Here is a 22,498-nt window from a genome sequence, read left to right on the forward strand (position 1 = left end):
CCCTTAATCGAACGGAAAAATGTCCATTTTTCTCAGTGTATCGATTAGGGGTTTTTCTGTCTTGAAAAGGAGGTGAGCAGGAATACAGATCTTGAAAATAACAGCCATTGGAGTCAACAATTGTGCAAATCTTAAAGGAGGAATTCATGAATGTTGTCAACGATCTATAGAAAAGCAGTCGTGTTAGCTGTGATCGTCCTTGCAATTGGGATGCTCTTCGTCGTTGTAGCTAATGCCGCAACCAGCGGAATCGTAAAGCGAGTATATACGGACAAAGCACGGTACAACACGGGAAATACGGTTACAGTCTCGGCAGAACTTACGAATGATACAGGCACTTCCTATAGTAACAATGTTACGATAACGATTTACCAAGGTGAAACCCAAAAGTATACGACATCGACTCCAGTATCTCTCGCGAATGGAAGTTCTACAACGGTGAACTTCACATGGACCCCGCCATCAACAAATCATATTGGCTACTTCGTAAAAATTACTGCTGGTGGGTCGGCTGGGACAGGTGCTACAGCCATTGATGTGTCCAATGACTGGATAAAGTATCCGCGTTATGGATTCATGAGTGAATTTCCGGTTGGTGAATCAAGCAGTACAACCGATGCTCGTGTAAAGAAGACGATGCAGGATTATCATACCGTATCGTTCCAATTGTACGACTGGATGTGGCGGCATGAGAATATGATCAAACGTACATCAGGCGTTATTGACAGTTCCTGGACGGATTGGAGCGGGAAGTTGACCATTGCATGGCCAACGGTTCAGAATCTGATCTCCTCCATGCATAATTATAATGCCGCAGCTATGCCTTATACGATGACTTATGCGGCGCTTCAAGATTATTCCACCATCTCTGGCGTTAGCAATCAATGGGGAATGTTCTATGATGCTGCCCATGCCAATCAGTTGGTTTTTGATTTCGTAGATAACAATCCCAACACCAACTTATGGTTGTTCAATCCGGCAAGCACGAGCTGGCAGAACCATATTTACGGACAGTATAGAGATATTTTGAACACAGCAGGATTTGACGGCATTCATCTGGATCAAATGGGTCAAAGAAGTGACCCCTACGCGTATAATGGGTCAACCATTGATCTGGATAACACGTTCGCTGGATTCGTCAACAATTTAAGAACCAATCTGAATGCAAATTCGTTGTCCAATAAAGTAGTAACCTTCAATGTAGTGAATGGTGCTGTTGATGGCTGGGCAGCTCCCGATGTCACCAAGAATGCCCAAACTGATTTTGATTACAGTGAAATCTGGGAAGGCTCGGATGATTACATCGAACTGAAGGATTATGTCAATTATGCTCGTCAAAATAATGGCGGCAAAGCATTTGTCCTCGCGGCTTACATGAACTATGAGGAGAATCTCGGTACAAAGTATGAAGCTGAATCTGCTACGTTGAATGGTGTGGCAGCTAACACCAATCATACTGGGTATACTGGAACTGGATTTGTGGATGGCTTTGGAGATAATGGTGACTATGTGGATTTCGCAATTTCTGCTCCGGAAACAGGCAAATATGCTTTAGTGTTCCGCTATGCTAATGATACGGGTTCCAAATCCACGAGAAACGTATATGTGGATGGTGTGCTCAACAAGGAGATTGAATTCCTGGATCAAGCGGATTGGAACACATGGGCATTTGATGCCTACAGTGTAGTCCAGCTGAGTGCCGGCTCCCATACAATTCGACTGAAAAAAGATACGGCAAGTACTGGCTTCATTAACCTGGATAGCTTGACGCTCGGTACATTCGAGGAAAATTCCGTTCGTTTGACGAATGCAGCGATTGCAGCCAGTGGGGCTTTCCACATTGAGATGGGTGAGGCCGATCAGATGCTAGGACATCCTTACTTTCCCAACTTCAGCAAGCAAATGAGAAGTACACTGCGGGAAGGCATGAAGGATCACTATAATTTTATCACAGGCTATGAAAACTTATTGTTTGATACTGACGTAGTCAATAACGATTCGGGCACTCAGTTCGCTAGCATTACGGGTCAAACCGTAAGTGGGGACGCAGCTTCAGGTACGATATGGCAATTAAATAAGCGCAGCACTAACTATGACATTGTGCATCTAATTAACTTAACTAATAATGATACGAAGTGGAGAAATGCGGCTAACGCTCCAACAAACATGTCAAATTTAGCCACAAAGGTTTATATTGGCAATGACGAAACGATTTCTAATGTTTACCTAGCATCTCCAGATATTTCGAATGGAACAACCCAAGAACTAACCTTCACCAGCAGCTCTGATACCAATGGTAAATATGTTTCTTTCACCGTTCCTTCCCTGAAGTATTGGGATATGATTTATATGAAAAGAACATTTAGTGTGCCAACCAATGATATCTATGAAGCCGAGACAGCGATTAAATCCAACGTTGCAACGAATACCAACTATACAGGCTACACGGGAACTGGCTTTGTAGATCAATTTGCGAATTCCGGCGATGGCATATCTTTTATCGTCAATTCAGCAACAGATGATGATTATGTACTCAGATTCCGCTACGCCAACGGTGGTACTAACGCAAGCAGGGACGTCTATGTCGATGGCAAATTTGCTGGAACCGTTCAACTAAAGTCAACCGGAGGATGGGGAACTTGGGGATATGGGGAAATGACAGCACATTTGAAGCCAGGTCATCATAGCATCGTGTTATGGTACAACAGTACGAATGCCGGAGCGATAAATCTGGATCATCTGGATTTGGATAAAACGTATATTTGGCAATTTGATCGCCAGATTACCACTGTTCCAGCAGGGTATAGGATCACGTACCGGGTAGGTGCACCGGGTTGGGTTCATTGGGGTGTAAACAACTGGACAAATGTCGTAGATACCGCATTTGTATCTAATGGTTCTACCAACGGCAATTTGGACTATGAGATTTCAGTTGGACCCTTTACGACAGGCACTACGGTAAACGCGACTTTCCTTTGGGATGATAATGCCAATGGCGTGGCTGAGTACAGCACGGACCGCTGGGAAGGTACGAACTACAATATAACCATCAATTGAAAATAGTAATAGGAGGTTTAACCATGGTCCTTATGCGCACTTATAAATCTAAGCTGGCACTATTTCTTGCGTTCGTGTTAATACTAAGTTTATTGCTTATTTCAGTGCCAGCCTTTGCCCTGACCTCTCCCACTTCACAGTCCATTACGAGCCTATATATGTCCAACTGGACGAATGCCATGAATATTTGGATGGCTAGCAAGTTGTCTCAGAATGACACGGGCACGTTCGGACCAAGGATTGGCGAGATGCGGATCAGCGATGATTATACGACGAATCAAATCGTTGATTACTCAAGCTTTTTCCGAAATGAAACCAGCTCGACCAAATATGATCAGCCGCATAATTTCAATTCTGAAGCTTATTACGATAACAACGGGATTTTACGTACCAAATATTTGGATTATAGCGGGACGAACATGCCGATTACGGTAACGAAGGATTTTGCTATGGTGCCAAATGATAATTTCACGGTTGCGACCTTTACGTTTACGAATCCAACAGGCTCTGCCATTGATTACAACATGCTGGAACAAATTCATGTCAACAATAAAACCAAGGGAGGCACGAATCAAACAAATACGGGCTCCTACGATGCAGCGAGGAATACCTTATTCGTCAACATGAGCAATTCGGGACAGTATTATGTCGCCCTTGGCGCTTATCAAACAATGGATGGTTATCAGGTAGCTGACGATACGCAGTCCTCGCTAGCTGCCTCCGATGTTGCGGCATGGTACACCTTCGACAACAACGGAACCGTTAAGAACAATGCCAGCAAGACAGCTGTAGACATCAGTGTAGCGTTTCAGGATCGATTTACGATTCCGGCAAACAGCTCAGTCACGCGTTCTTTTGTAGCAACAGTGCGCAATTCACTTGCGAATGCACAAAGCTCAATTGATACTGCGCGAGCACAAACAGCCTCCTATTGGTTTACCCAAACCGGAACGGCTTACACAAATTGGTTAACAGGAACCGGTAAGCAAACCGTCAACTTCACGGATACCGGTATCAACGATACGTATAAGCGCGGTTTAATTACAATCAAAAATTCGATTCAACCAACTTCAGGAGCCATGCCGGCAGCAACGAATCCGATCGCTTATGGGTATAAGGTTTGGGCAAGGGATTCAGCTGTGACCGCGATGGCGCTCGATCAAGCAGGCTTTACCGATGAAGCGGAGAAATATTGGTATTGGCTGCAGGATCGCCAGCTATCTGACGGCAGCTTTAAGACCACGTTCGATTTATGGACTAATAATTATGTTTCTTTTGTCGAGCCTGAGCATGATTCCATCGGCATTTTCTTAATAGGCGCTTACCTGCATTACGTAAAGACGGGAAATACGACCTTCCTCAACAACATTTGGACCAAATATAAAAAATCCGCTGATTTCATTTGGTCGAATTTAGGGTCTGACCCGTATCAATTCGGCGTGCCGGATAATAGTATTTGGGAGGAGAATGTGGAGTACAACGCCTTCACACAAGCGGTCTATGTAGCTGGTTTGGATGCGGCACAGTACATGGCGAGGGCGAAGAGCTTGAACAGCTTAGCCGACGATTATAATGGAGCAGCCAGTAAAATTCGTTCCAGTATTCAAAGAGAAGATACGTGGAATCCCAAAGGTTTGTGGAATGTCGTGAATAACTATTACAATCGGGCCGTAACAACCTCCGGAGGCGCCAATACGTTGGTAGATGCATCATCAGCGGCGCTGATGGCTTATGGGGTAGTTGACGCCAATTCTTCACGGGCAAGCAGCCATATTAACAAAATAAAAACGAATCTGCAGCATGATAACTATGGCATAGCCCGTTATGATGGGGATACCTTCTACTACACCGCATCGTTCAGTCCTGCAGGTAATGAAGCGCAAAGCGATGAGCCATCATGGCCGCAGATGAGTCTCTATATGGCGCTTTATCATCTGGATCGTGGAGAAACAGCGAACGCTCTTAATTATTTACAATGGGTCGTATCCCGAACGGCGGTCGGCTATATGTCAGCGGGAGAAGCTGTTTCACGGATTACACTCAAGCCGCTGCCGAGTACATCCGTTGAGCCAGTAACGGCGGCTTGGTTTGTCCTTGCGGCCCTGCAGTATGAGGGAAAAGCGGATATTCGGATTACACCTCCGCAATCAAATAGCGGAGCTTACAAAGCTATCACAGTTACGACTACTGTAGCGAACGATCTGTCTCAATGGAGTAATGTTCCTTACTATATCGATAAGGTTTCAGACAGTTCCTCAAGTTCAGCAGATACCGACATTAAGAAGGTTTATGTTAGTAACGATGCTAATAATCTATACGTCCGTATCAAAAATAATAGCGGTACCTTATCAGGCTTCAATACCACTCCGCGATTTGGAATGATGGTATACGCTGAGGACTTTAAGCACAGTGCAGCCTCGAGCAAATCAACAGGCATGTATGGAGGAACCTTGGATCGACCTTTCCAATATTTAGTTGGTCGTTGGAGTGATGGAACGAATCTTTCTAAATTTAATGTTCAAAGCGGAAACTGGACATTTACCAACCATATTACAGGAGTTACCATTCCTCAGTGGGACACAACTACAGGCGAGATGGAGATGGTCATTCCACTTAGCCAGTTGGCCAGCTCTGCGGTGGCTATAGGGGACTTTTCTAATTTAAACATTGTCCTAATACGTCAAAATCCAAGCACGCTAGCTTGGACGGAGGACGACAGAATTGCTCTGAATTATCGGATTATGACGACAGGTGAAGCTTGGTACTACGGCAACGTCGAGTAAAATATGAATAACAAGAACCCCCTAGCTTAGGCTAGGGGGTTCTTGTTCCTATTATCTTTACTTATGGATCCAAATTAATCCAGCAGAATTATCCTTCGCCTCACCCACAACTCGGAACTTTAATCCAAAGTTCGGGACTAAGCGTCCGGCATCTGGAATCAATGTATTCATGTAGCTGTTGGCATCGGAGAATTCCTCAACCCCTTGCAGGGATTTATACGTATATTCGCCTCTCGTTGGGTTGTTGATGTACCAGGCTGGTGTTTTGTCTAACGAGAAAGCAGCGTCTGCTACTTGATAACGCGTCGTTTGCGCGACAGAATCCTGTCCATCCTTCTTGAAAATCATCGCATCAGCATGAGAATCTACCACGCCAAGGAAGCCTTCTCCAGGGTGAATACCGGTCCAATTGTCCAAATAACTATCATCTGCATACCAAACAACAAGGCCGGTATTGTACTTGACACCACGGCTAAAAGCTAGTGCTTTATCAGATCCCGCGTAGTTTCTCCACTCCAGATAGTAATAGTGCTTCTTAAATTCAATTCCGTTCGAGACAACGAAGCCGTCTAAAGTAAATTGGGATGCACCTTCGGCATCGTCGGAGAATACGACTTGACCATTGACGGTTAACTTCGCATTATCCATAGCAAAACCATTCAATGCTAGCCCGCCATCCGTGACGTAGTCGAAGTGGAGGGTTACTTTTTTACCAGCAAAATGGCTTAAATCATAGGACTTGTCTACCCAAGCTCCGTTCGTGGTTTCTGCACGCGCGTCGCCATTCGTGTCATTGTCACCAATGATATCGAGGATTACTTGCTCGTTGTAAGTCGAGGCTGTAACCGTTAAGTAATCATACTCAAACTCGACCTCATAGAGCGTTTTAAAATCAAATGTAGCCGTCTGTGCTTGGGATAAATCAAACTCAGGCGTGGAGAGCGTTGTATGAAGGTTATCGCCCTTCGTGCTGTAATAATATTTAGTCCCGAACGCTGGTTGGATGCCTGCCACTGCTTTATCCGGTAAAGTCACTTTGACGATACCTGGATTGTTGGACTTCGTTACACTCTGATCAATGATGGCGGACTTACCTAATTTCGTAATGTCGGAGGAGTCAATTTCAGTCACATTGGCCCAGTTGCCACCCATGGTTTTCTGGAAAAACTCTTTATTTTGAGGTGAAAAAGAGCTAGGCGTTGTGCCCGCAATGTTGCCGTTCCAACTACCACCGCTCATGATGGACCAAGAGGCAATCGGCTCACCTTGCCCGGAATACTGGGTATCATATTCATCCGGTAGTCCTAAGTCATGACCGTACTCATGAGCAAATACGCCCACAGCACCATCCTCAGGCTGGATTGTATAATCATAAGCAGCCATTCGGCCACCCCAATAGTCAACCCCCGCAGTTGTTCCCGGGATCGCATACACACTACTTAGCGTCCAACGATGAGACCAAATGGCATTATCGCCTAATTGACCGCCGCCAGCTTCTTGGCCCGTACCCGCATGAATAATCATCAGATGATCGACTAGACCATCGGGTTCATTCTGATCGCCATCGCCATCCAAATCATATAAATCGAACTTATCATAATCAGCAAGATTAAGGCCGGTTGCAACTGCAGCGTTCAGTGCATCCTTCACCAGATCCCGAGGCCCTTTGGGGGCGAGGTTATCATGACCTCCTGCAGGGTTGTCATCACCGTATTCCACGGCTTTTCCTGGAACGGTTAACCAATCTGAGACATAGCCGTCCACCGTATAACTGCCACCGGATTGCTCTTCGTAGTATTGTTTGAAGGTTTTGATCTTAGAACCATCGAATAAGGTGAAATCCTTATTGCCAAACATGAGCTTTTGATAATGATCACGGTTAAAATCTTTTGCATACATGAAACCTGGTTCTTGTTTGACATTGTTATGTTTAAAGTCCGAGAATTCGGTCAAAAGAACAAGGACTTTATCCTCACGAACAGGACCATTGTAGGAATCTTGTTTGGCGGATGGAATAGGGATGCCACCCGGGAGACCATTCTTCAAATCCAGATGGCCTTTGTTTAACTGTGATAAAAGCTTATCTTTTTGCTTCGCAATGAACTCCTTCGATCTTCTGTCGATCTCATTATTTTGCTTGTCCATTTTGGTTGTTGGAGCCAGTTTATTGTTCTTTGCAGCAACATACGATTTGACAGCTTTACTGATTTGTTCAGGCGTAGCGCTTTTACTTAACAGACCTCGGTCCATTAAGCCTTTGGCCAGTCGGTCATCATCAACGATATTGAAATCGACCGGTGGTGCTTCAAGTGCCTCAACGTGGTCAGTTTCTGCTGCGAATGCAGATGTTGCTGTTGTGAAAGCGGCTGTTGAGAAAAGTCCTGCGGTTAAACTTGTTGCTAGTAAAACTCTAGTCATCTTCGAGGTGTAGTTCTTCAATAGGAGACCTCCTGCAAAATAGAGTATGAAACTGAAACTAATCTATGTATTTGACCTATGGTCATTTCAATTAAATACTAGATTCGACTAGTCTAGTAAGTGCTTATGGTCCTGCTCACATGGACCTACCCATATATTTCCTTATTCGACATGGACGCTCTGATTTTGTCGTTTGATAGAATCGAGGAGTACAAAAAAAGGAAACGCGGGCTTCCTCTCGAAATTGTATGGCGATGCGCAAGTGGAGGATTGAGGCCGCCGCGCAGCGCGAAAAGGGCACTTTAACGCCCTTTTTGGGCGTTAAAGCTAGGCTGCGCCAGCGTGTTGAAGAAATAAGGCCCATTTCGGGCCTTATAGTGCTCCCGCGTCCGCCGCGCGGGGAGTAAAGGACACTTTAACGCCCTTTTTGGGCGTTAAAGCTAGGCCGCGCCAGCGTGTTGGAGAAATAAGGCCCGTTTCGGGCCTTAAAGTGCTCCCGGGGCCGCCGCGCAGCGCGAAAAGGGCACTTTAACGCCCTTTTTGGGCGTTAAAGCTAGAGCCGCGCCGGCGCGCAGGAGAAATAAGGCCCGTTTCGGGCCTTAAAGTGCTCCGTTTAATATTCCACTTTTCCATAAAAGGAGGGGTTCCCATGTTCACATGTAGATCAGCAACAATCGAGGATTTCGAGACAATTAGCTCTTTTCCGCGCAATGCAGAAGAGCTGTACTATATGTCACCTGTGCTGCAATACCCGCTTACTTCTGAACAACTCATGGAGTCAACCAAGAGTAGATTGAAGCAAACAGTCGTGGTGGATGAGAAGGGGCAGATACTGGGGTATGCAAATATTTATGGTTTAGAGGAGGGTAAGCACTGTTGGCTTGGCAACGTCATTGTTGCTTCAGTAGCCAGAGGTACGGGAGCAGCCGAAATTTTTAATCCGCACGATGGTTGCTAAAGTGAAAGATGAACTAAACGTACAAGAGCTGCATCTTGTTTGTCATAATGTGAACACAAGAGGATTGATATTTTATACCAAGCTAGGGTTTAAGCCCTATTTGGTAGAGAAGAAAACGAATCATACTGGGCAAACCATAGCGGGCATACGGATGAAATTGTCTGTTTAGGGATACGAGCTATTCCGCCCACGGGTGCGAGGTCGCCCATTCGGTTGCAGAAGTACTAGCGATGTGCCGCGCAGAAGAAGAGATCTTCATTTTTGGCGGGGAAGAAATTTATCGTCTATTTTTACCCTACGCGGACAAACTGTATGTGACCAAAATCGATCATGAATTCGATGGAGATACCTACTTTCCAGAGGTTGACTATTCGGAGTGGGATGAGGTTCCCATGCGCTGCGATTTCTGTATCCTGCATTGAAAGTTTAACGTGCGACTTCTCGTCTGTTTATTAAATAAGGCCTGTATATCCCTTCGTTAAAGAGGGGGCATACAGGCTTTTTCGTTGCGACTTCTTATTCCGCCGAAGGATAATCCTCCAGCGATTATCGTGCCGGAGAGAAGTCCGCGACTTTCTTCAAAATAGCCTCAATCTGGTCCAATGCTTCTGCCCCGAGCGTAACATCAACAGCTTTCACGTTCTCTTCGATTTGTTCAGGTTTTGTCGCACCAATCAGTGCGGAGCTTACGCCTGGTTGACGAAGCACCCATGCGATCGCGAGCTGAGCGAGAGAGATATCCAACCCTTGAGCAAGCTGCTCCAGCTCATGAACTGTCTGCAGAACTTGGTCATTGAGATAGCTATTGATGACGCCATTCACGGAATTGTTCGCTGCACGGCTATCAGCGGGAAGGGGCTGTCCCAGCTTATATTTACCCGTCAGAATGCCTTGCGCAAGCGGCGAAAAGACGACCTGACCGAGCCCCTTAAGCTCGGACACGGGAAGAACCTCGCGCTCGATATAGCGCTCGAACATATTATAGATCGGCTGATTCGAAATCAGCGGACGTAGACGGAGGCACTCAGCGATGCTAGCGGCTTCGGTGATTTGAGCGCCGTTCCATTCGCTGACGGCGGGGTAAACGATTTTGCCTTGCGTGACCAAATCGTCAAGCGCGCGAAGCGTTTCTTCCAGCGGCGTGTGAATGTCATAGCGATGGCAGAAATAGATGTCGATGTAGTCGACGCCAAGTCGTTTCAAGCTGGCATCACATTGCTCCATAATGTGTTTGCGGGACAGTCCGCGATCGTTCGGGCCATCGCCCATCGGGAAATAAACCTTCGTCGAGAGCACGTAGCTCGAGCGGTCATACCCCTTCAGCGCAGCTCCCATCGCTTTCTCGCCTTCGCCACGATTATAAGCATTCGCGGTATCGAAGAAATTAATGCCGCTTTCAAAAGCTTTCGCGATGCAAGCATCTGCGGCTTTTTGCTCGGCGGCTGTTCCGTAGGTAAGCCAGCTTCCTAGAGCGATTTCACTTACTTTTAACCCGCTGCGTCCCATATTTCTATATTTCATCTGCTACAATCATCCTCTCATTACCTTTGTGTGTAAGTATAAGGGAGGTGGGGTTGGCCGACAAGAAGGCACTATTAGTTCACTTAGTTACGTGGAGTTAAGTAGTGGGTGGTTCCAGTAACGCTCGAGCAGTCGTCAGTAGCCTGAGTAACGCTCCCCAGTTGCCCCCAGTAACTCTCCAGTAAAACACTCTCCAGTCCCCTCCCAGCAACGAATAACTGGAAAACATACAGCTAATTCATCCGAAATCGTCCATTTCACCATTTAGATGTAAAACATGTAGTTAATTCGGCTGATTTTGCTCGATATGGCGCAAATGGCCGAATTTAGATGTACTTTATCCAGTTAATCCCGATTACTCGGCGAAATGAGCGAAATTAGCTGGAGAAAATCCTGTTATTCGTCGGGCAGAGGGGGGCAAAGTGTTGGCTGAGGAAGCTGTTAAGAAGAAGCGAGAGGGCTTCAAAGTTCAAACCAATATTAAAAAAAGATAAGTGCCCTTAATTCACGGTATCCATCTTTCGGCTCGCCTACGGTACACTTCATACATAACAACGATGATAGGGTGATGGAGAACATGAGCTATTCAGAGGTAAAGCAAGAGCTGAGCAAGCCTCAAGAGCAAATGGCGAGAAAACCAGGGTTATTGACCTATTACAATCGCTACAAGGTGCTGTACCTGCTGTCGATTCCTGGCATTGTTTACTTTTTAATCTTCAAATATATCCCGCTGACGGGGTCGGTTATGGCCTTTCAGGACTACAGTATTTTCACGGGGATATGGAAAAGCCATTGGGTGGGCTTGGACAATTTCCGGCGGATGTTCGAGTACGCGGATTTCTGGCGCATTTTAAAAAATACGATGGCCATCGGCTTCTACACTTTGTTCTTCGCCTTCCCGATACCGATCCTATTGGCGTTAATGATGAACGAGCTGCGCAACCAGTTTTTCAAGCGTTTCGTCCAGACGGCCGTATATTTACCTCACTTTCTGTCATGGGTGGTGGTTGGAGGCATTGTGATCGAAATCTTAAATCCGACAAGCGGTGTCGTCAACTATATCGTGACGCTGTTCGGACATGAACCGATTTATTTCATGGGTGAGGATTCCTTCATCCGGACCATTATCGTCAGCTCAAGTGTTTGGCGCGATGCGGGCTGGAGTACCATTATTTATTTGGCAGCAATGAGCGGGATTAATCCAGACTTGTACGAAGCAGCGCAAATTGATGGAGCATCACGTTGGAAACAAACATGGTCCATTACGATTCCGAGTATTTTAACGACGATTACGATCCTCTTCCTTCTACAAATTGGTAATTTTCTGGATTTAGGCTTTGAGCGCGTGTTCGTGTTCTTGAATCCTTTGAACAATTCGCAAGGGGATATTCTGGATACGTACATATATCGTGTAGGGCTCATTCAGCGCGAATATAGCTACACGACAGCCATTGGCCTATTTAAGTCGGTGATTGGTTTCGTTCTGATCGTAACCGCTAATATGTTCAGCAAAAAAGCAACCGGCGAAGGCTTATACTAACTTATTGAAGAAAGGAGGCACCTTAGTATGTCTAACAGCAAGTCAGCTTTAAATAAACCAAGTCCGATATCCATACTGAATCCGATCGGGCTCATTCTGATCAGCTTAATCATGGTTTTGCCGATATTAAATATTATCGCTCAGTCCTTCAGTGGACCTGTTGCACTCAGTGCGGGGAAGGTCGTGTTATGGCCTGTTCAATTCACGCTGGATAACTACGTAACGGTTCTGAAGCAAATCGCCATATGGCGCGCCTTTAGTGTAAGCGTAATTATTACTGTTTTGGGCACGCTGATCAGTCTTGTCATGACGGCAAGCTTAGCGTATCCGCTGTCTAGAAATGAATATCGAGAGCGCAAATATATTTTAATTCTCGTGCTCATAACCATGATTTTTCATGCTCCGCTCATCCCAAATTACTTGCTAGTTCGTAATCTGGGCCTGCTGGATAGCTTGTGGGCATTAATGCTGCCGGGGGCGATCAGTGCGTTTAACTTGTTCGTGATGCGCTCTTTCTTTCTCTCCATTCCAGGTGAGCTGATCGAGTCCGCACGTATTGACGGTGCTGGGGAGATTCGCACGATTTGGAGCATTATTTTGCCGCTTTCGAAGCCAGCGATGGCGACGATGAGTATCATTTATTCGGTGGCGTTGTGGAACAACTATTCGAATGCGCTCTATTTTATCAACAAACGTGCGCTATTCCCGCTTCAAGTGAAATTACGTGAATTTGTCGTGACCGATTCATCCGATTTAGCCAATACGGCAGGGGATATTGCTAATTTATCGCCCGAAGGACTGAAGATGGCTGTTATCGTCATAGCGACGATTCCGATCATGCTCGTGTACCCTTTCCTGCAAAAGCATTTCATCAAAGGGATGTTAATCGGTTCGATAAAATCGTAAAATCTGTATAATAAAGATCAACTGAGCTTAAAAAACACAATGTTCCAAGCTTTTCTTTCACGATAAGATGATCACGAATCAATAACATATCGAATAGGGGGATATACAATGAAAGCTTGGTTGAAAACGGGTCTCGTCTCAACGCTAATGGTGGCGGTTATCGCGGGTTGCTCCAATTCTTCGACGAGTACGACGGGAACAAGTGGGAGCTCAGCAAGTTCAGCAAGCCCAGCAAGTTCCGCAAAAGCGCAAGCACCGGTGAAAATCTCCATCTCCTTAAGTGACTCTTTAAATAAATATGCGCTCGGCAGCACAGATATCAACAATGATAAATGGGTGAAAAAGCTAGGTGAATTAACGAATACCCAGCTCGATCTTCGTCTCGTACCACATGCGGAATTCAAACCGAAGACAGCCTTAATGTTCGCCAGCACAGATCTGCCGGATGTCATGAACACGATTCAAGGTATGTTTCCTCAAGGACCAGATATGAGCGGAGCGATCAAGGGCGGATTGTTCATGCCACTTGATGATCTACTCAAAGAATATGGCAAAGATTTATTGAAAGCGATTCCTGAGCAAGCGTGGAACGAAGTGAAGTATAACGGCAAAATTTATGCAATTCCTGAATATTTGTCCAACGCAAGCCGTCGCTCCACTTTTATACGGAAAGATTTGCTGGATCAAACAGGGTTGCCAGTTCCGAAGACGGTAGACGATTTCCTCAACGTTCTGCGGGCAATGAAGAAAAATGGTGTTGCTGAACCGTATGCATTCCGGAAAGATTTCGTCTATTCCGATGTGATTTTCGGAGCGTATGATGTTATGCCGTACAGTACGATGTTCGAGAAGATCGGCGATCAGGTTGTACCGAAATTTTTCAAAGTGGAAGCGATGCAGAAAGCACTGACTGTCTACAAAACGATGTACGATGAAGGCTTGATGGCGAAGGATTTCGCAAGTCTTGATGGTAACAAATGGACGAACAATATTAACGCAGGTAAATCCGGGGTATGGAATCACAACGCGAACTTGCTGATGAACTGGATTAGTACAACGAAGCCTGCTAATGCCAAATCCGAAGTCATCATTATTCCGTCCCCAGTTGGTGATGATGGCAAGGGTGGTATGATGAAATACAGCTACACAGGCGGATTGTCTTACATCAATAGCAAGGTCAGCAAGGAAAAAGCGATCGCGATTGTGAAAATGATGAACTACATGGTGACAGAAGCGGGCGATCGATTCTTTAACTTCGGTATTGAAGGCGATACCTACACCATGCAAGATAATAAAGTCGTTTACAAACAACCGACTACACCAGAAGGCTCGCTTGAAGAGCAATTCCGCTCCGTTATGCTGAGACTTGTGGAAGATACAGCACTTAACAGAACACTTTTAAACACAACCGAAGATGGTAAAAAGCTAATCACACAATTTGACACCATCGTGACAAAAGAAGGAAGAAACGGGATCTCCTTCGCACCGGAGCTTACAACAACAGCGAAGTTCACAGATGCGGGTCTGAAGTTCTCCGATATGCCACCGGTTATTCTAGATCATATGCTGAAAATGGTGTACGGCAAGGAACCGATCTCTGATTGGCCGAAAGCGTTGGAAGATTGGAAAGCCAAAGGTGGAAATGAAATCATTAAGGAAGCAACCGAGCGTTATAACAAAAAAGACGGCGTCGTGATGGGTGACTAAAAAATAGCTTGTGCATTGGGTGGAAAGCATTTATTCTCGGGTTGAGGATAAATGTTTTTTGCCATAAAGGAGGGCGGCTGGATGAAGCAAATTCTGATTGTAGACGACGAACCGCTTATTCTAAAAGGTATGGTTATTATGCTGAAGCAGCATTCGCATAAATTTGATTCGATACGCACAGCTAGCAATGGTGTAAAGGCACTGCAAATGATCGAGGAATCGATGCCGCAGCTGCTTTTTACAGATATCCGAATGCCGAAAATGGATGGGCTGGAACTGTGTAAGCAGGTACATGAGAAATATCCACTGATCCAAAAGGTCATTATTTCGGGTTATGGTGACTTCGAATATGCTCAGGCTGGTATGTCATATGGGGTCAAAGAATATTTATTGAAACCGTTTACGCCGGTCAAAATCCATGATCTGCTGACGAAGCTGGTTTCGCAGAGCGGTCATGCCATTTTATCCATTTCCAAGTATGAGGATTGGATTGAGAAAATTGTAGAGGCCATCTGGACGCTGCGGATTGATGCGGTAGAGGCGCATTTGGAGGAATTGCGATTGTATTGCATGTCGGCTTCCTCCTCGGATTCCGAGTTCATTCAGCTGCTGCAGGATTGTCTGCCCATGATCAAGAAGCGACTCTCTCTTCGCAGCTTTCAGCCCAAAACCGAAGAAATGACCGATACAACAGATATGATGGCGTACTTCCTGCAGCTACAGGAGCAAATCATGAAGATGATCGACGAGCTGGCGCTGCAACGAGGTGGTCAGGATCTCATGCAGAAAGCGAAAATTTACATGGATGCTAACATCACGAATAGTCTTTCCCTAGAGGACGTTGCTGAGTATCTCGGGATTACACCTCCTTACTTGAGTTTGCTGTTCAAGAAGGTGTTCAAGGAAACCTTTGTGCAATATCGCATCACGAAACGAATTGAGTTGGCGAAGCGGATGCTGGAAATGCCTCATTACAAGACGAACGATATCGCTTATGAGATCGGCTATGAGAACTACCCGCATTTTTCCCGGATGTTCAAAAAAGTCACAGGTCTCTCGCCGCTTGAATACCGGCATATGATGGGGATCAAATAATGAAACCATCTTTAGCTCGCAGCATTTTCGCCTATGTGGCCGCCATTGTCCTGATTACCGTCATGTCGATCGGTTTTTCCTCTTACTATATTTCATCGAATAAGCTGAAGGAGCAAACCGAGCAGCATTTGACGGAAATTGTATCGAACGCGGTCAACCATACGGATTTATATTTGAAAAATTATGAGCGCGCGCATCTATCGCTTTTTACTAATAGCTCCGTCAAAAAGTTCCTCGACGACCCGCCAACAGGCGATTACGAGTATTATCAGTTCACGGACAACTTAATGGATAACGTCATTAATCCGCTTTTTATTAAGTCACCGGAGATTATGACCGTCTATTTGGCCGATTATAACGATCATTGGGTGTATTATGAGAATCCGGCGCTGAAGTCGATTGTTGATCCGGTGCCTGCTTTTACAATGGAAGAGCTGGACAAAGAGACGGATGCCCAAGGTAACATGACAATTATCAGTAACAGCGTGTTTACAGAGAGCAATAACCAATTTATAACATTGGCGCGCAAAATTCATGGCGAAGTGTTCAATGAGTTCAAGGGTATTTTGGCCATCGAAATTAAGGCGGACGAGTTCGCAACCTTGTGGAAGGGAATCAATTTGGGGCCGAGTGGATTTTTTGCCATTGTCGATAATGACGGGCGCATCGTGTATCATCCGGACAAGCAGCACATTGGAACTACGGTGAACAAGGCACTGATGGCGAAAATAGAAGGGAATGACTTGAAATCCTTCAAGGATTCCTCGTTTGGGGAAGAGCGTATGGTCGTCAGCTCGAAGTCAGCTTATACGGGCTGGAACCTCATGGTGTCGATTCCGACGGCAGATATTAATCGCCCGCTATCGAGCATTCGCTACTCCTCCTTCTGGGTGGGGGGCCTTACACTGCTGTTGGCGTTGTTGTTATCCTACAGATTTGGCCGAAATATCACGAAGCCGATTCAAATACTGAAAAATGGCATGCGCCAGACGGAAAAAGGGAACTGGGTGAAAATCCCCCAGCTGCAAACGAATAATGAGCTGGATGAGTTGATCCAGCGCTACAATCTGATGGTCGTCTCCTTATCGGAATTAATGGACACCTTGTACCGAACAGAACTCAGCAAGAAGGACGCTGAATTGGAGCGACAGAAGGCCGAGCTGCAATCCTTACAACTGCAAATAAATCCTCATTTTCTATACAATACGCTGGAAAATATTATCGTCTACGCCGTCATTCAGCAATCCACTGAAATTACGGAGATTGTAGATGCCATAGCTACAATGTTCCGCTACTCGGTGCAGACGCATATCGAAGAGACAGCAATCGTCAATGAGCTAAAACATGTGCTGAACTACATGACGATCATGAAGCACAGGGTGGGGCGGGAGTTCGAGCTAGATGTAAGAATTCCGCCGGAATTCTTCTTGAAGAAGACAGCACGGCTTACATTGCAGCCGTTGATCGAGAATATTTTCCAGCACGGCTTCGCTGATGGGATCGAGGAGTATCACTACATTCGGCTGGATGCGTGGGCTCAGGACGATGATCTGATTATCGTCCTCGAGGATAACGGCGTCGGGATGACGCCGGAGCATCTAGCTTCGCTAAACAAGCAGCTAAGCGCCAATCAATTGGCGGAAGCCAAGCTGCATAAGGGTGCCGGCAACAGTGGCGGCATCGGTTTGATGAACGTTCACCGCCGCATCCAGCTGGTGTTCGGCGAGCAATACGGCCTGAGCATCGCAAGCGAGCTCGGCGTCGGCACACGCATCTATATTCGGTTTCCGAATATAGGGACGTGAGGGGAGTTTAGCCCCGCTCCGTTTGTGGAGCGGGGCTTTTTGCTGCGTCCTTTCACCAAGGGGAACGAGGGTGCACTATTCCGGTCAAAACAGACTTTTTCTAGTCGGAAGGGAATCAGGATGCGCTATTTCCTCCAAAACCATCATATTCACACGTAAGTGAGGCAAATAGTGCACTGACGTTCCCCTGCCTTCGTACAAAGGCTAAAATTCATAATACTAGCGCACCAGCGTTCCCTCACCTGTTTAAAAAAACACAATGCTGCTTAAATTCGATCATGTGTTTCAGCGTCACACCTAACTATAATGAGTCTTAGTTCAATATAAAGGATGGTGAATTTATATTTATGAATGACATGATGGTTAGGAAACGGAAGCTTTTGAGTGGCATGTTGTCCGTACTTTTGCTTTTATCCCTGTGTCTGGCCATCATCCCTACACCTGCAGCTTCAGCAGCAGGATTGCCGTTAACGGAGGACTTCGAAAGCTACGGCAACGCAACATCCGGTTACATCTCACCAGTTGGGAGCACTTCGACGAGCACCCAGCCATGGAAAACTGTCGTCGGCGGCAGCACGAGCTGGTCCATGGACGAGGAAGTCGCATCCGGTGGAGCGACACAGAATCACTTTCTAAGACAGACGGATGCAACCACAGGTGTCACGTATGTAATAACGAATGACCAGTGGGGCGCAGCGACACCAGCAATCCAGACAAGTGAGATCACATTATCCGGGAAACTCAAGGTGACAGGTGCGAACAGCACGTATGCTGGACTCGTCGCTAGATACTCGGGTAGTGGAACGACGGCTACGTATTACCGTTTTACGATGAAGAAAAACTCATCAAGCTATCAGTTCTATCTTGAAAAGGTGACAGGCAACACGAAGGTAAGCGTGACCCAAACGGCAGGTACCCCGAATGCAAGCGGTGTTTCTGTCACGAACACGACGTTAAGCACATCTTTCGATAGTCTCGGCTACTTGCCTGTTAAGCTGCAAGTGATCCAAAACACGGATGGCAGCCTAACACTCCAAGGTTACTATGGCAGCACGCTCATTCTCTCGGGAACGGACACAACGCCATACACATCCGGTCAAGTCGGCGTGTATAGCTATGCGGGCGCGACAGCATTTGACGATGTCAAAGTAGAACTCAAAACGGTCAAAGAAGACTTTGAAAGCTATGGCAATGGCACTAGTGGTTACACGTCACCAGTTGGCAGCGCTTCCACCAGTGCACAGCCTTGGAAGACCGTCGTTGGCGGCAGCACAAGCTGGCAGATGGGGGAAGAGACCGCCGCAGTCGGACTCAATCACTTCCTCAAACAAACGGACACCACAACAGGTGTCACGTATGTCCTAACGAATGATCAGTGGGGAGCATCGACACCTGCAATCCAGACGGGTGACCTCACGCTAACAGGTAAGCTAAAAGTGACCGGCGCGAACAGCACCTACGCTGGACTCGTCGCCAGATACTCGGGCAGCGGAACGACGGCGACTTATTACCGTTTTACGATGAAGAAAAACTCATCCAGTTATCAGTTTTATTTGGAAAAAGTGACAGGCAGCTCGAAGGTTTCCGTGCCCCAAACAGCTGGGACCCCGAACGCTAGCGGCGTCTCCGTCACGAACACAACAATGAGCACCTCCTTCGACAGTCTAGGCTACTTGCCTATGAAGCTCCAATCGACACAGAACACAGATGGCAGCTTGAAACTCGAAGGCTATTATGGCAGCACGCTTATCCTCTCAGGAACAGACACGACACCGTATACATCAGGTCAAGTCGGCCTTTATAGTTATGCGGGTGCGACGGCATTTGACGATGTAACAGCAACGGCAACAAGTGGATCGACACCATCCCCGACAGTACCGAATGCGCCGACGAACGTAACGACGTCCCTACCTAGCACAGGTGTCGTGAACGTCGCATGGACAGCTTCGGCTACAGCAACTGGCTACAACGTGAAGATGGCGTCCAGTGGGAGTGGACCTTTCACTACGGTGAACACCTCTACGATCTCGGCGACCAACTATACGGTGACTGGCTTAACGGTTGGTCAGACTTACTATTTCGTCGTTAGTGCTGTGAATACAGCAGGTGAAGGTTCGAATAGTACGCCAGCTGTATCAGCGACACCGCAAACCATTGCGAATCCGCCTGTCTCCGTCAGCAACTCAACCCAGCTCGCGCAAGCCATTAATGCAGCAAACCCAGGCACTGTGATTGAGCTAGAGAATGGGAACTATGCTTCCTTTAGCATCACAGGCAAACATGGCGATGCCAGCAATCCGATCGTGATCAAAGCGAAGAACAAAGGGATGGCGGTTTTCAACGCGGGTCCTATCAAATTCACAGATAGCTCCTACATCACCATCCAAGACATGACGTTCGTTATGGACAGCACAGCCTCGAATTGGATTCGAATCACGGGCTGTAACCATATGCGGATCACGAATAATTATTTCCATTCACCAAGCTCAGCGACAGATGCAACGAAATCCAGCTGGGTGTACATCGACGGTTGGAACTCACATCACAACCAAGTTGACCACAATTTGATGGAAAATAAAAAGGATCGCGGGAAGTTTATTCTCTTTGACGGGAACCGAGACACCGTAGCGGGTACGTACGAAATTACCCAGTACGATGTGGTGGAGTACAATATTTTCCGCAATACGCTGCCTCGTCAGGAAAATGAATCCGAAGGCATCCGCCTCGGCGTGACGGATTTGGTGCATCTGAATGCGTATGCGACGATTCAGTACAACATTTTCGACCATGTGGATAGTGACCCTGAATATGTCTCTGTCAAAAGCGGAGGCAATGTCATTCGCAACAACTATTTCATCGAATCCTTAGGCGAAGTATCCCTTAGATCGGGGAATGGTTCTAGCGTTTATGGGAACATGTTTATTGGAAATGGTCGTGAAGTGATTCCAACCACCCCAGATAGCCGAACGTTAGGTACAGGCGGTGTACGGGTTTACGGTCAGAATCACAAGGTGTATAACAATTATTTTCAAGGGCTGACAGGCACAGAGTGGGATGCGACGATTGCCCTGACTACAGGCGATAACGATAATTTGACGCAGCCGATCCCAAGCAATAATCACTACATTGCCAAGAATATTATGATCGCAAACAACACACTCGTGGACAATAAAAGCGGGATCGAGCTGGGATTTGTGCGTTACGGCATGGCTCCGCAGAATGTAACTTTTGCCAATAATGTGGTTGTTGGTGGTCAGCAAGAACTCATTAAAATTATGACGCCAATCCCAGGCTTAAGCTGGTCTGGCAATATCATGTTTCCACAGCAAGGTGTGCCCCTAATTACGGGGAATTCGGCTGCACTTACTGAATCAGAAGTGAAAGTTGCTTATCCGATGATGAAAGAAGCGGTGTTGAATTTGAGTCCGACGGACTACGCATGGCTTTGGACTTCAAGTGAGTATGACAGACTTAGAACGATTTCTTATAAAAAGCTTGCAGCTAACAGCCCAGGGATCAATAGCTCGGTTGGCAATTATGGCAATGGCGGCGCACTGTCCTTCGTGACGGAAGATGTAGAGCACGAAGCAAGAGAGGGTGTTCCCGATGTCGGAGCAGATGAGTACATCGCTGATCTTCTGACAGATCTCACGGCACCAAGCTGGAGCTCAGGCACACCGTTATCACTTGGAACTGTAACTCCGCGTCAAGTAACGTTGAACTGGCCGGCGGCAAATGATGATACAAACATCGTTGGTTATCGTATTTATCGCAACGGCGTTCTGTACGATACTACTTTTGGAAATAAGACCTTTTATACGGCGTCTGAGCTTCTGCCAGGTACTTCGTATACGTTTAAAGTTGAAGCGATGGATCAAGCGAATCGAACAACAGCAAGTAATACCATTACTGCGGTTACACCAGCTATGACAGGCATTACGATCTCAGGTGTACCTGCAAGTATTGCACTCGGCGGTGGAGTGAAGCAGCTTCTAGTAACGGCTCATTTCGCAGATTCATCAACGGAAGATGCAACCGCAGCAGGTGCTGCTTTTACAAGTAGTCAGGCAAGTATAGTGTCGGTATCGAGCAGCGGTGGTATTACTGGTGTTGGATTAGGCAGTGCAACTGTATCGGCATCGTATAACGGATTTACGTCTTCCGCCATGACCATCACGGTTAAAACACCATCACAAACAACGAAAGTTGTGGATGCAGATACGTACGTGGACAGCGTTACATCGACCAATGCCAACACAAATTACAGTACAACAACAACGATGCTCATTCAGACAGATGGCGGGAAGCAGGCGGGTTACATGAAAGTAGCTATCCCAACATTATCAGGTACTGTCGATACGGTTCAACTGCGATTGTATGTGGCGAGTGCGCAAGCTGGCGCTGATCTCCTGCTCCATGGGATTGCCGGGGATAGTTGGGATCCAACGCTCATCACTGCGGCGAATCAGCCAGCAAGAGCATTTACCGATGTGGATGCAGGTGACCTTCCTGTGACCGCTGGCAGTTACGTGACGTTTGACGTAACGAAGTATGTTCAGACCCAAAGCGATGGCACACTCAGCTTCCGACTAACGATGGTGTCGGACGACAATCCGGCTACGGTATATACCAGAGAATATACGGATAGTAACAAGGCACCAACCCTTATTTTTACAACCATTACCCCGTAATTCAAACATAGAGAGAA

At 46.5% G+C, this 22,498-nt stretch carries 12 protein-coding genes and 1 pseudogene; 11 read left to right on the forward strand and 2 right to left on the reverse strand.

What is annotated here, in order from left to right; translation table 11 throughout:
* The first annotated feature begins 150 nt into the window (after window positions 1–150).
* Both ACSQ8P_RS07010 and ACSQ8P_RS07015 read left to right on the forward strand, forming a co-directional pair.
* Window positions 151–3,057 (forward strand): glycoside hydrolase family 66 protein, encoded by a 2,907-nt coding sequence (locus ACSQ8P_RS07010; RefSeq protein WP_436234548.1) that lies wholly within the window; start codon window positions 151–153, stop codon window positions 3,055–3,057.
* 23 nt (window positions 3,058–3,080) lie between these two features.
* Window positions 3,081–5,840, forward strand: coding sequence for a glycoside hydrolase family 15 protein (locus ACSQ8P_RS07015; protein ID WP_436234549.1), 2,760 nt, complete (start codon window positions 3,081–3,083; stop codon window positions 5,838–5,840).
* Between the two features lie 57 nt (window positions 5,841–5,897).
* Here the strand turns inward: ACSQ8P_RS07015 and ACSQ8P_RS07020 are convergent, their stop codons facing one another.
* Window positions 5,898–8,258, reverse strand: coding sequence for an immune inhibitor A domain-containing protein (locus tag ACSQ8P_RS07020; protein ID WP_436239471.1), 2,361 nt, complete (start codon window positions 8,256–8,258; stop codon window positions 5,898–5,900).
* 649 nt (window positions 8,259–8,907) lie between these two features.
* Here ACSQ8P_RS07020 and ACSQ8P_RS07025 point away from each other — a divergent pair.
* From ACSQ8P_RS07025 to ACSQ8P_RS07035, 3 genes and pseudogenes are all read left to right on the forward strand, one after another.
* Entirely contained in the window at window positions 8,908–9,216 is a 309-nt protein-coding gene (locus tag ACSQ8P_RS07025; protein ID WP_436234550.1) for a GNAT family N-acetyltransferase, read from the forward strand.
* Window positions 9,206–9,385, forward strand: a complete 180-nt coding sequence (locus ACSQ8P_RS07030) for a hypothetical protein (RefSeq protein ID WP_436234551.1) — start codon at window positions 9,206–9,208, stop codon at window positions 9,383–9,385. Before ACSQ8P_RS07025 ends, ACSQ8P_RS07030 begins: the two co-directional genes overlap by 11 nt.
* Window positions 9,378–9,605: pseudogene (locus ACSQ8P_RS07035) on the forward strand (dihydrofolate reductase); the annotation flags it as partial. The gene ACSQ8P_RS07030 and the pseudogene ACSQ8P_RS07035, both read left to right, overlap by 8 nt.
* A gap of 157 nt (window positions 9,606–9,762) precedes the next feature.
* On the opposite strand, the gene ACSQ8P_RS07040 reads toward ACSQ8P_RS07035, so the two are convergent.
* The gene (locus ACSQ8P_RS07040) at window positions 9,763–10,737 is read right to left on the reverse strand and encodes an aldo/keto reductase family protein (RefSeq protein WP_436234552.1); all 975 of its coding nucleotides are present in this window, start codon (window positions 10,735–10,737) and stop codon (window positions 9,763–9,765) included.
* Between the two features lie 625 nt (window positions 10,738–11,362).
* Between ACSQ8P_RS07040 and ACSQ8P_RS07045 the strand changes: the two genes are divergently transcribed.
* From ACSQ8P_RS07045 to ACSQ8P_RS07070, 6 genes are all read left to right on the forward strand, one after another.
* Window positions 11,363–12,277 (forward strand): ABC transporter permease, encoded by a 915-nt coding sequence (locus tag ACSQ8P_RS07045; RefSeq protein WP_436239472.1) that lies wholly within the window; start codon window positions 11,363–11,365, stop codon window positions 12,275–12,277.
* 27 nt (window positions 12,278–12,304) lie between these two features.
* Complete coding sequence (locus tag ACSQ8P_RS07050; protein ID WP_436234553.1) at window positions 12,305–13,183, forward strand: carbohydrate ABC transporter permease; 879 nt, start codon at window positions 12,305–12,307, stop codon at window positions 13,181–13,183.
* A gap of 108 nt (window positions 13,184–13,291) precedes the next feature.
* On the forward strand, window positions 13,292–14,890 hold the full coding sequence (locus tag ACSQ8P_RS07055) for an extracellular solute-binding protein (RefSeq protein ID WP_436234554.1): 1,599 nt from the start codon (window positions 13,292–13,294) through the stop codon (window positions 14,888–14,890).
* A gap of 81 nt (window positions 14,891–14,971) precedes the next feature.
* The gene (locus ACSQ8P_RS07060) at window positions 14,972–15,985 is read left to right on the forward strand and encodes a response regulator (RefSeq protein WP_436234555.1); all 1,014 of its coding nucleotides are present in this window, start codon (window positions 14,972–14,974) and stop codon (window positions 15,983–15,985) included.
* Window positions 15,985–17,790 (forward strand): cache domain-containing sensor histidine kinase, encoded by a 1,806-nt coding sequence (locus ACSQ8P_RS07065; RefSeq protein ID WP_436234556.1) that lies wholly within the window; start codon window positions 15,985–15,987, stop codon window positions 17,788–17,790. Before ACSQ8P_RS07060 ends, ACSQ8P_RS07065 begins: the two co-directional genes overlap by 1 nt.
* A 347-nt stretch (window positions 17,791–18,137) precedes the next feature.
* Window positions 18,138–22,481 (forward strand): chondroitinase-B domain-containing protein, encoded by a 4,344-nt coding sequence (locus ACSQ8P_RS07070; RefSeq protein WP_436234557.1) that lies wholly within the window; start codon window positions 18,138–18,140, stop codon window positions 22,479–22,481.
* Window positions 22,482–22,498 lie beyond the last annotated feature (17 nt).

The sequence above is a fragment of the Paenibacillus sp. LjRoot153 genome, assembly GCF_964253085.1.
Lineage (GTDB): Bacteria > Bacillota > Bacilli > Paenibacillales > NBRC-103111 > Paenibacillus_E.

What these genes read in the sequence shown, in the direction of transcription:
- ACSQ8P_RS07060 (WP_436234555.1), top strand. Translation starts at nt 14,972, where the DNA reads ATGAAGCAAATTCTGATTGTAGACGACGAACCGCTTATTCTAAAAGGT.
- ACSQ8P_RS07050 (WP_436234553.1), top strand. Translation starts at nt 12,305, where the DNA reads ATGTCTAACAGCAAGTCAGCTTTAAATAAACCAAGTCCGATATCCATA.
- ACSQ8P_RS07030 (WP_436234551.1), top strand. Translation starts at nt 9,206, where the DNA reads ATGGTTGCTAAAGTGAAAGATGAACTAAACGTACAAGAGCTGCATCTT.
- ACSQ8P_RS07045 (WP_436239472.1), top strand. Translation starts at nt 11,363, where the DNA reads ATGGCGAGAAAACCAGGGTTATTGACCTATTACAATCGCTACAAGGTG.
- ACSQ8P_RS07020 (WP_436239471.1), bottom strand. Translation starts at nt 8,258, where the DNA reads ATGACTAGAGTTTTACTAGCAACAAGTTTAACCGCAGGACTTTTCTCA.
- ACSQ8P_RS07055 (WP_436234554.1), top strand. Translation starts at nt 13,292, where the DNA reads ATGAAAGCTTGGTTGAAAACGGGTCTCGTCTCAACGCTAATGGTGGCG.
- ACSQ8P_RS07010 (WP_436234548.1), top strand. Translation starts at nt 151, where the DNA reads ATGTTGTCAACGATCTATAGAAAAGCAGTCGTGTTAGCTGTGATCGTC.
- ACSQ8P_RS07015 (WP_436234549.1), top strand. Translation starts at nt 3,081, where the DNA reads ATGGTCCTTATGCGCACTTATAAATCTAAGCTGGCACTATTTCTTGCG.
- ACSQ8P_RS07025 (WP_436234550.1), top strand. Translation starts at nt 8,908, where the DNA reads ATGTTCACATGTAGATCAGCAACAATCGAGGATTTCGAGACAATTAGC.
- ACSQ8P_RS07070 (WP_436234557.1), top strand. Translation starts at nt 18,138, where the DNA reads ATGAATGACATGATGGTTAGGAAACGGAAGCTTTTGAGTGGCATGTTG.
- ACSQ8P_RS07040 (WP_436234552.1), bottom strand. Translation starts at nt 10,737, where the DNA reads ATGAAATATAGAAATATGGGACGCAGCGGGTTAAAAGTAAGTGAAATC.
- ACSQ8P_RS07065 (WP_436234556.1), top strand. Translation starts at nt 15,985, where the DNA reads ATGAAACCATCTTTAGCTCGCAGCATTTTCGCCTATGTGGCCGCCATT.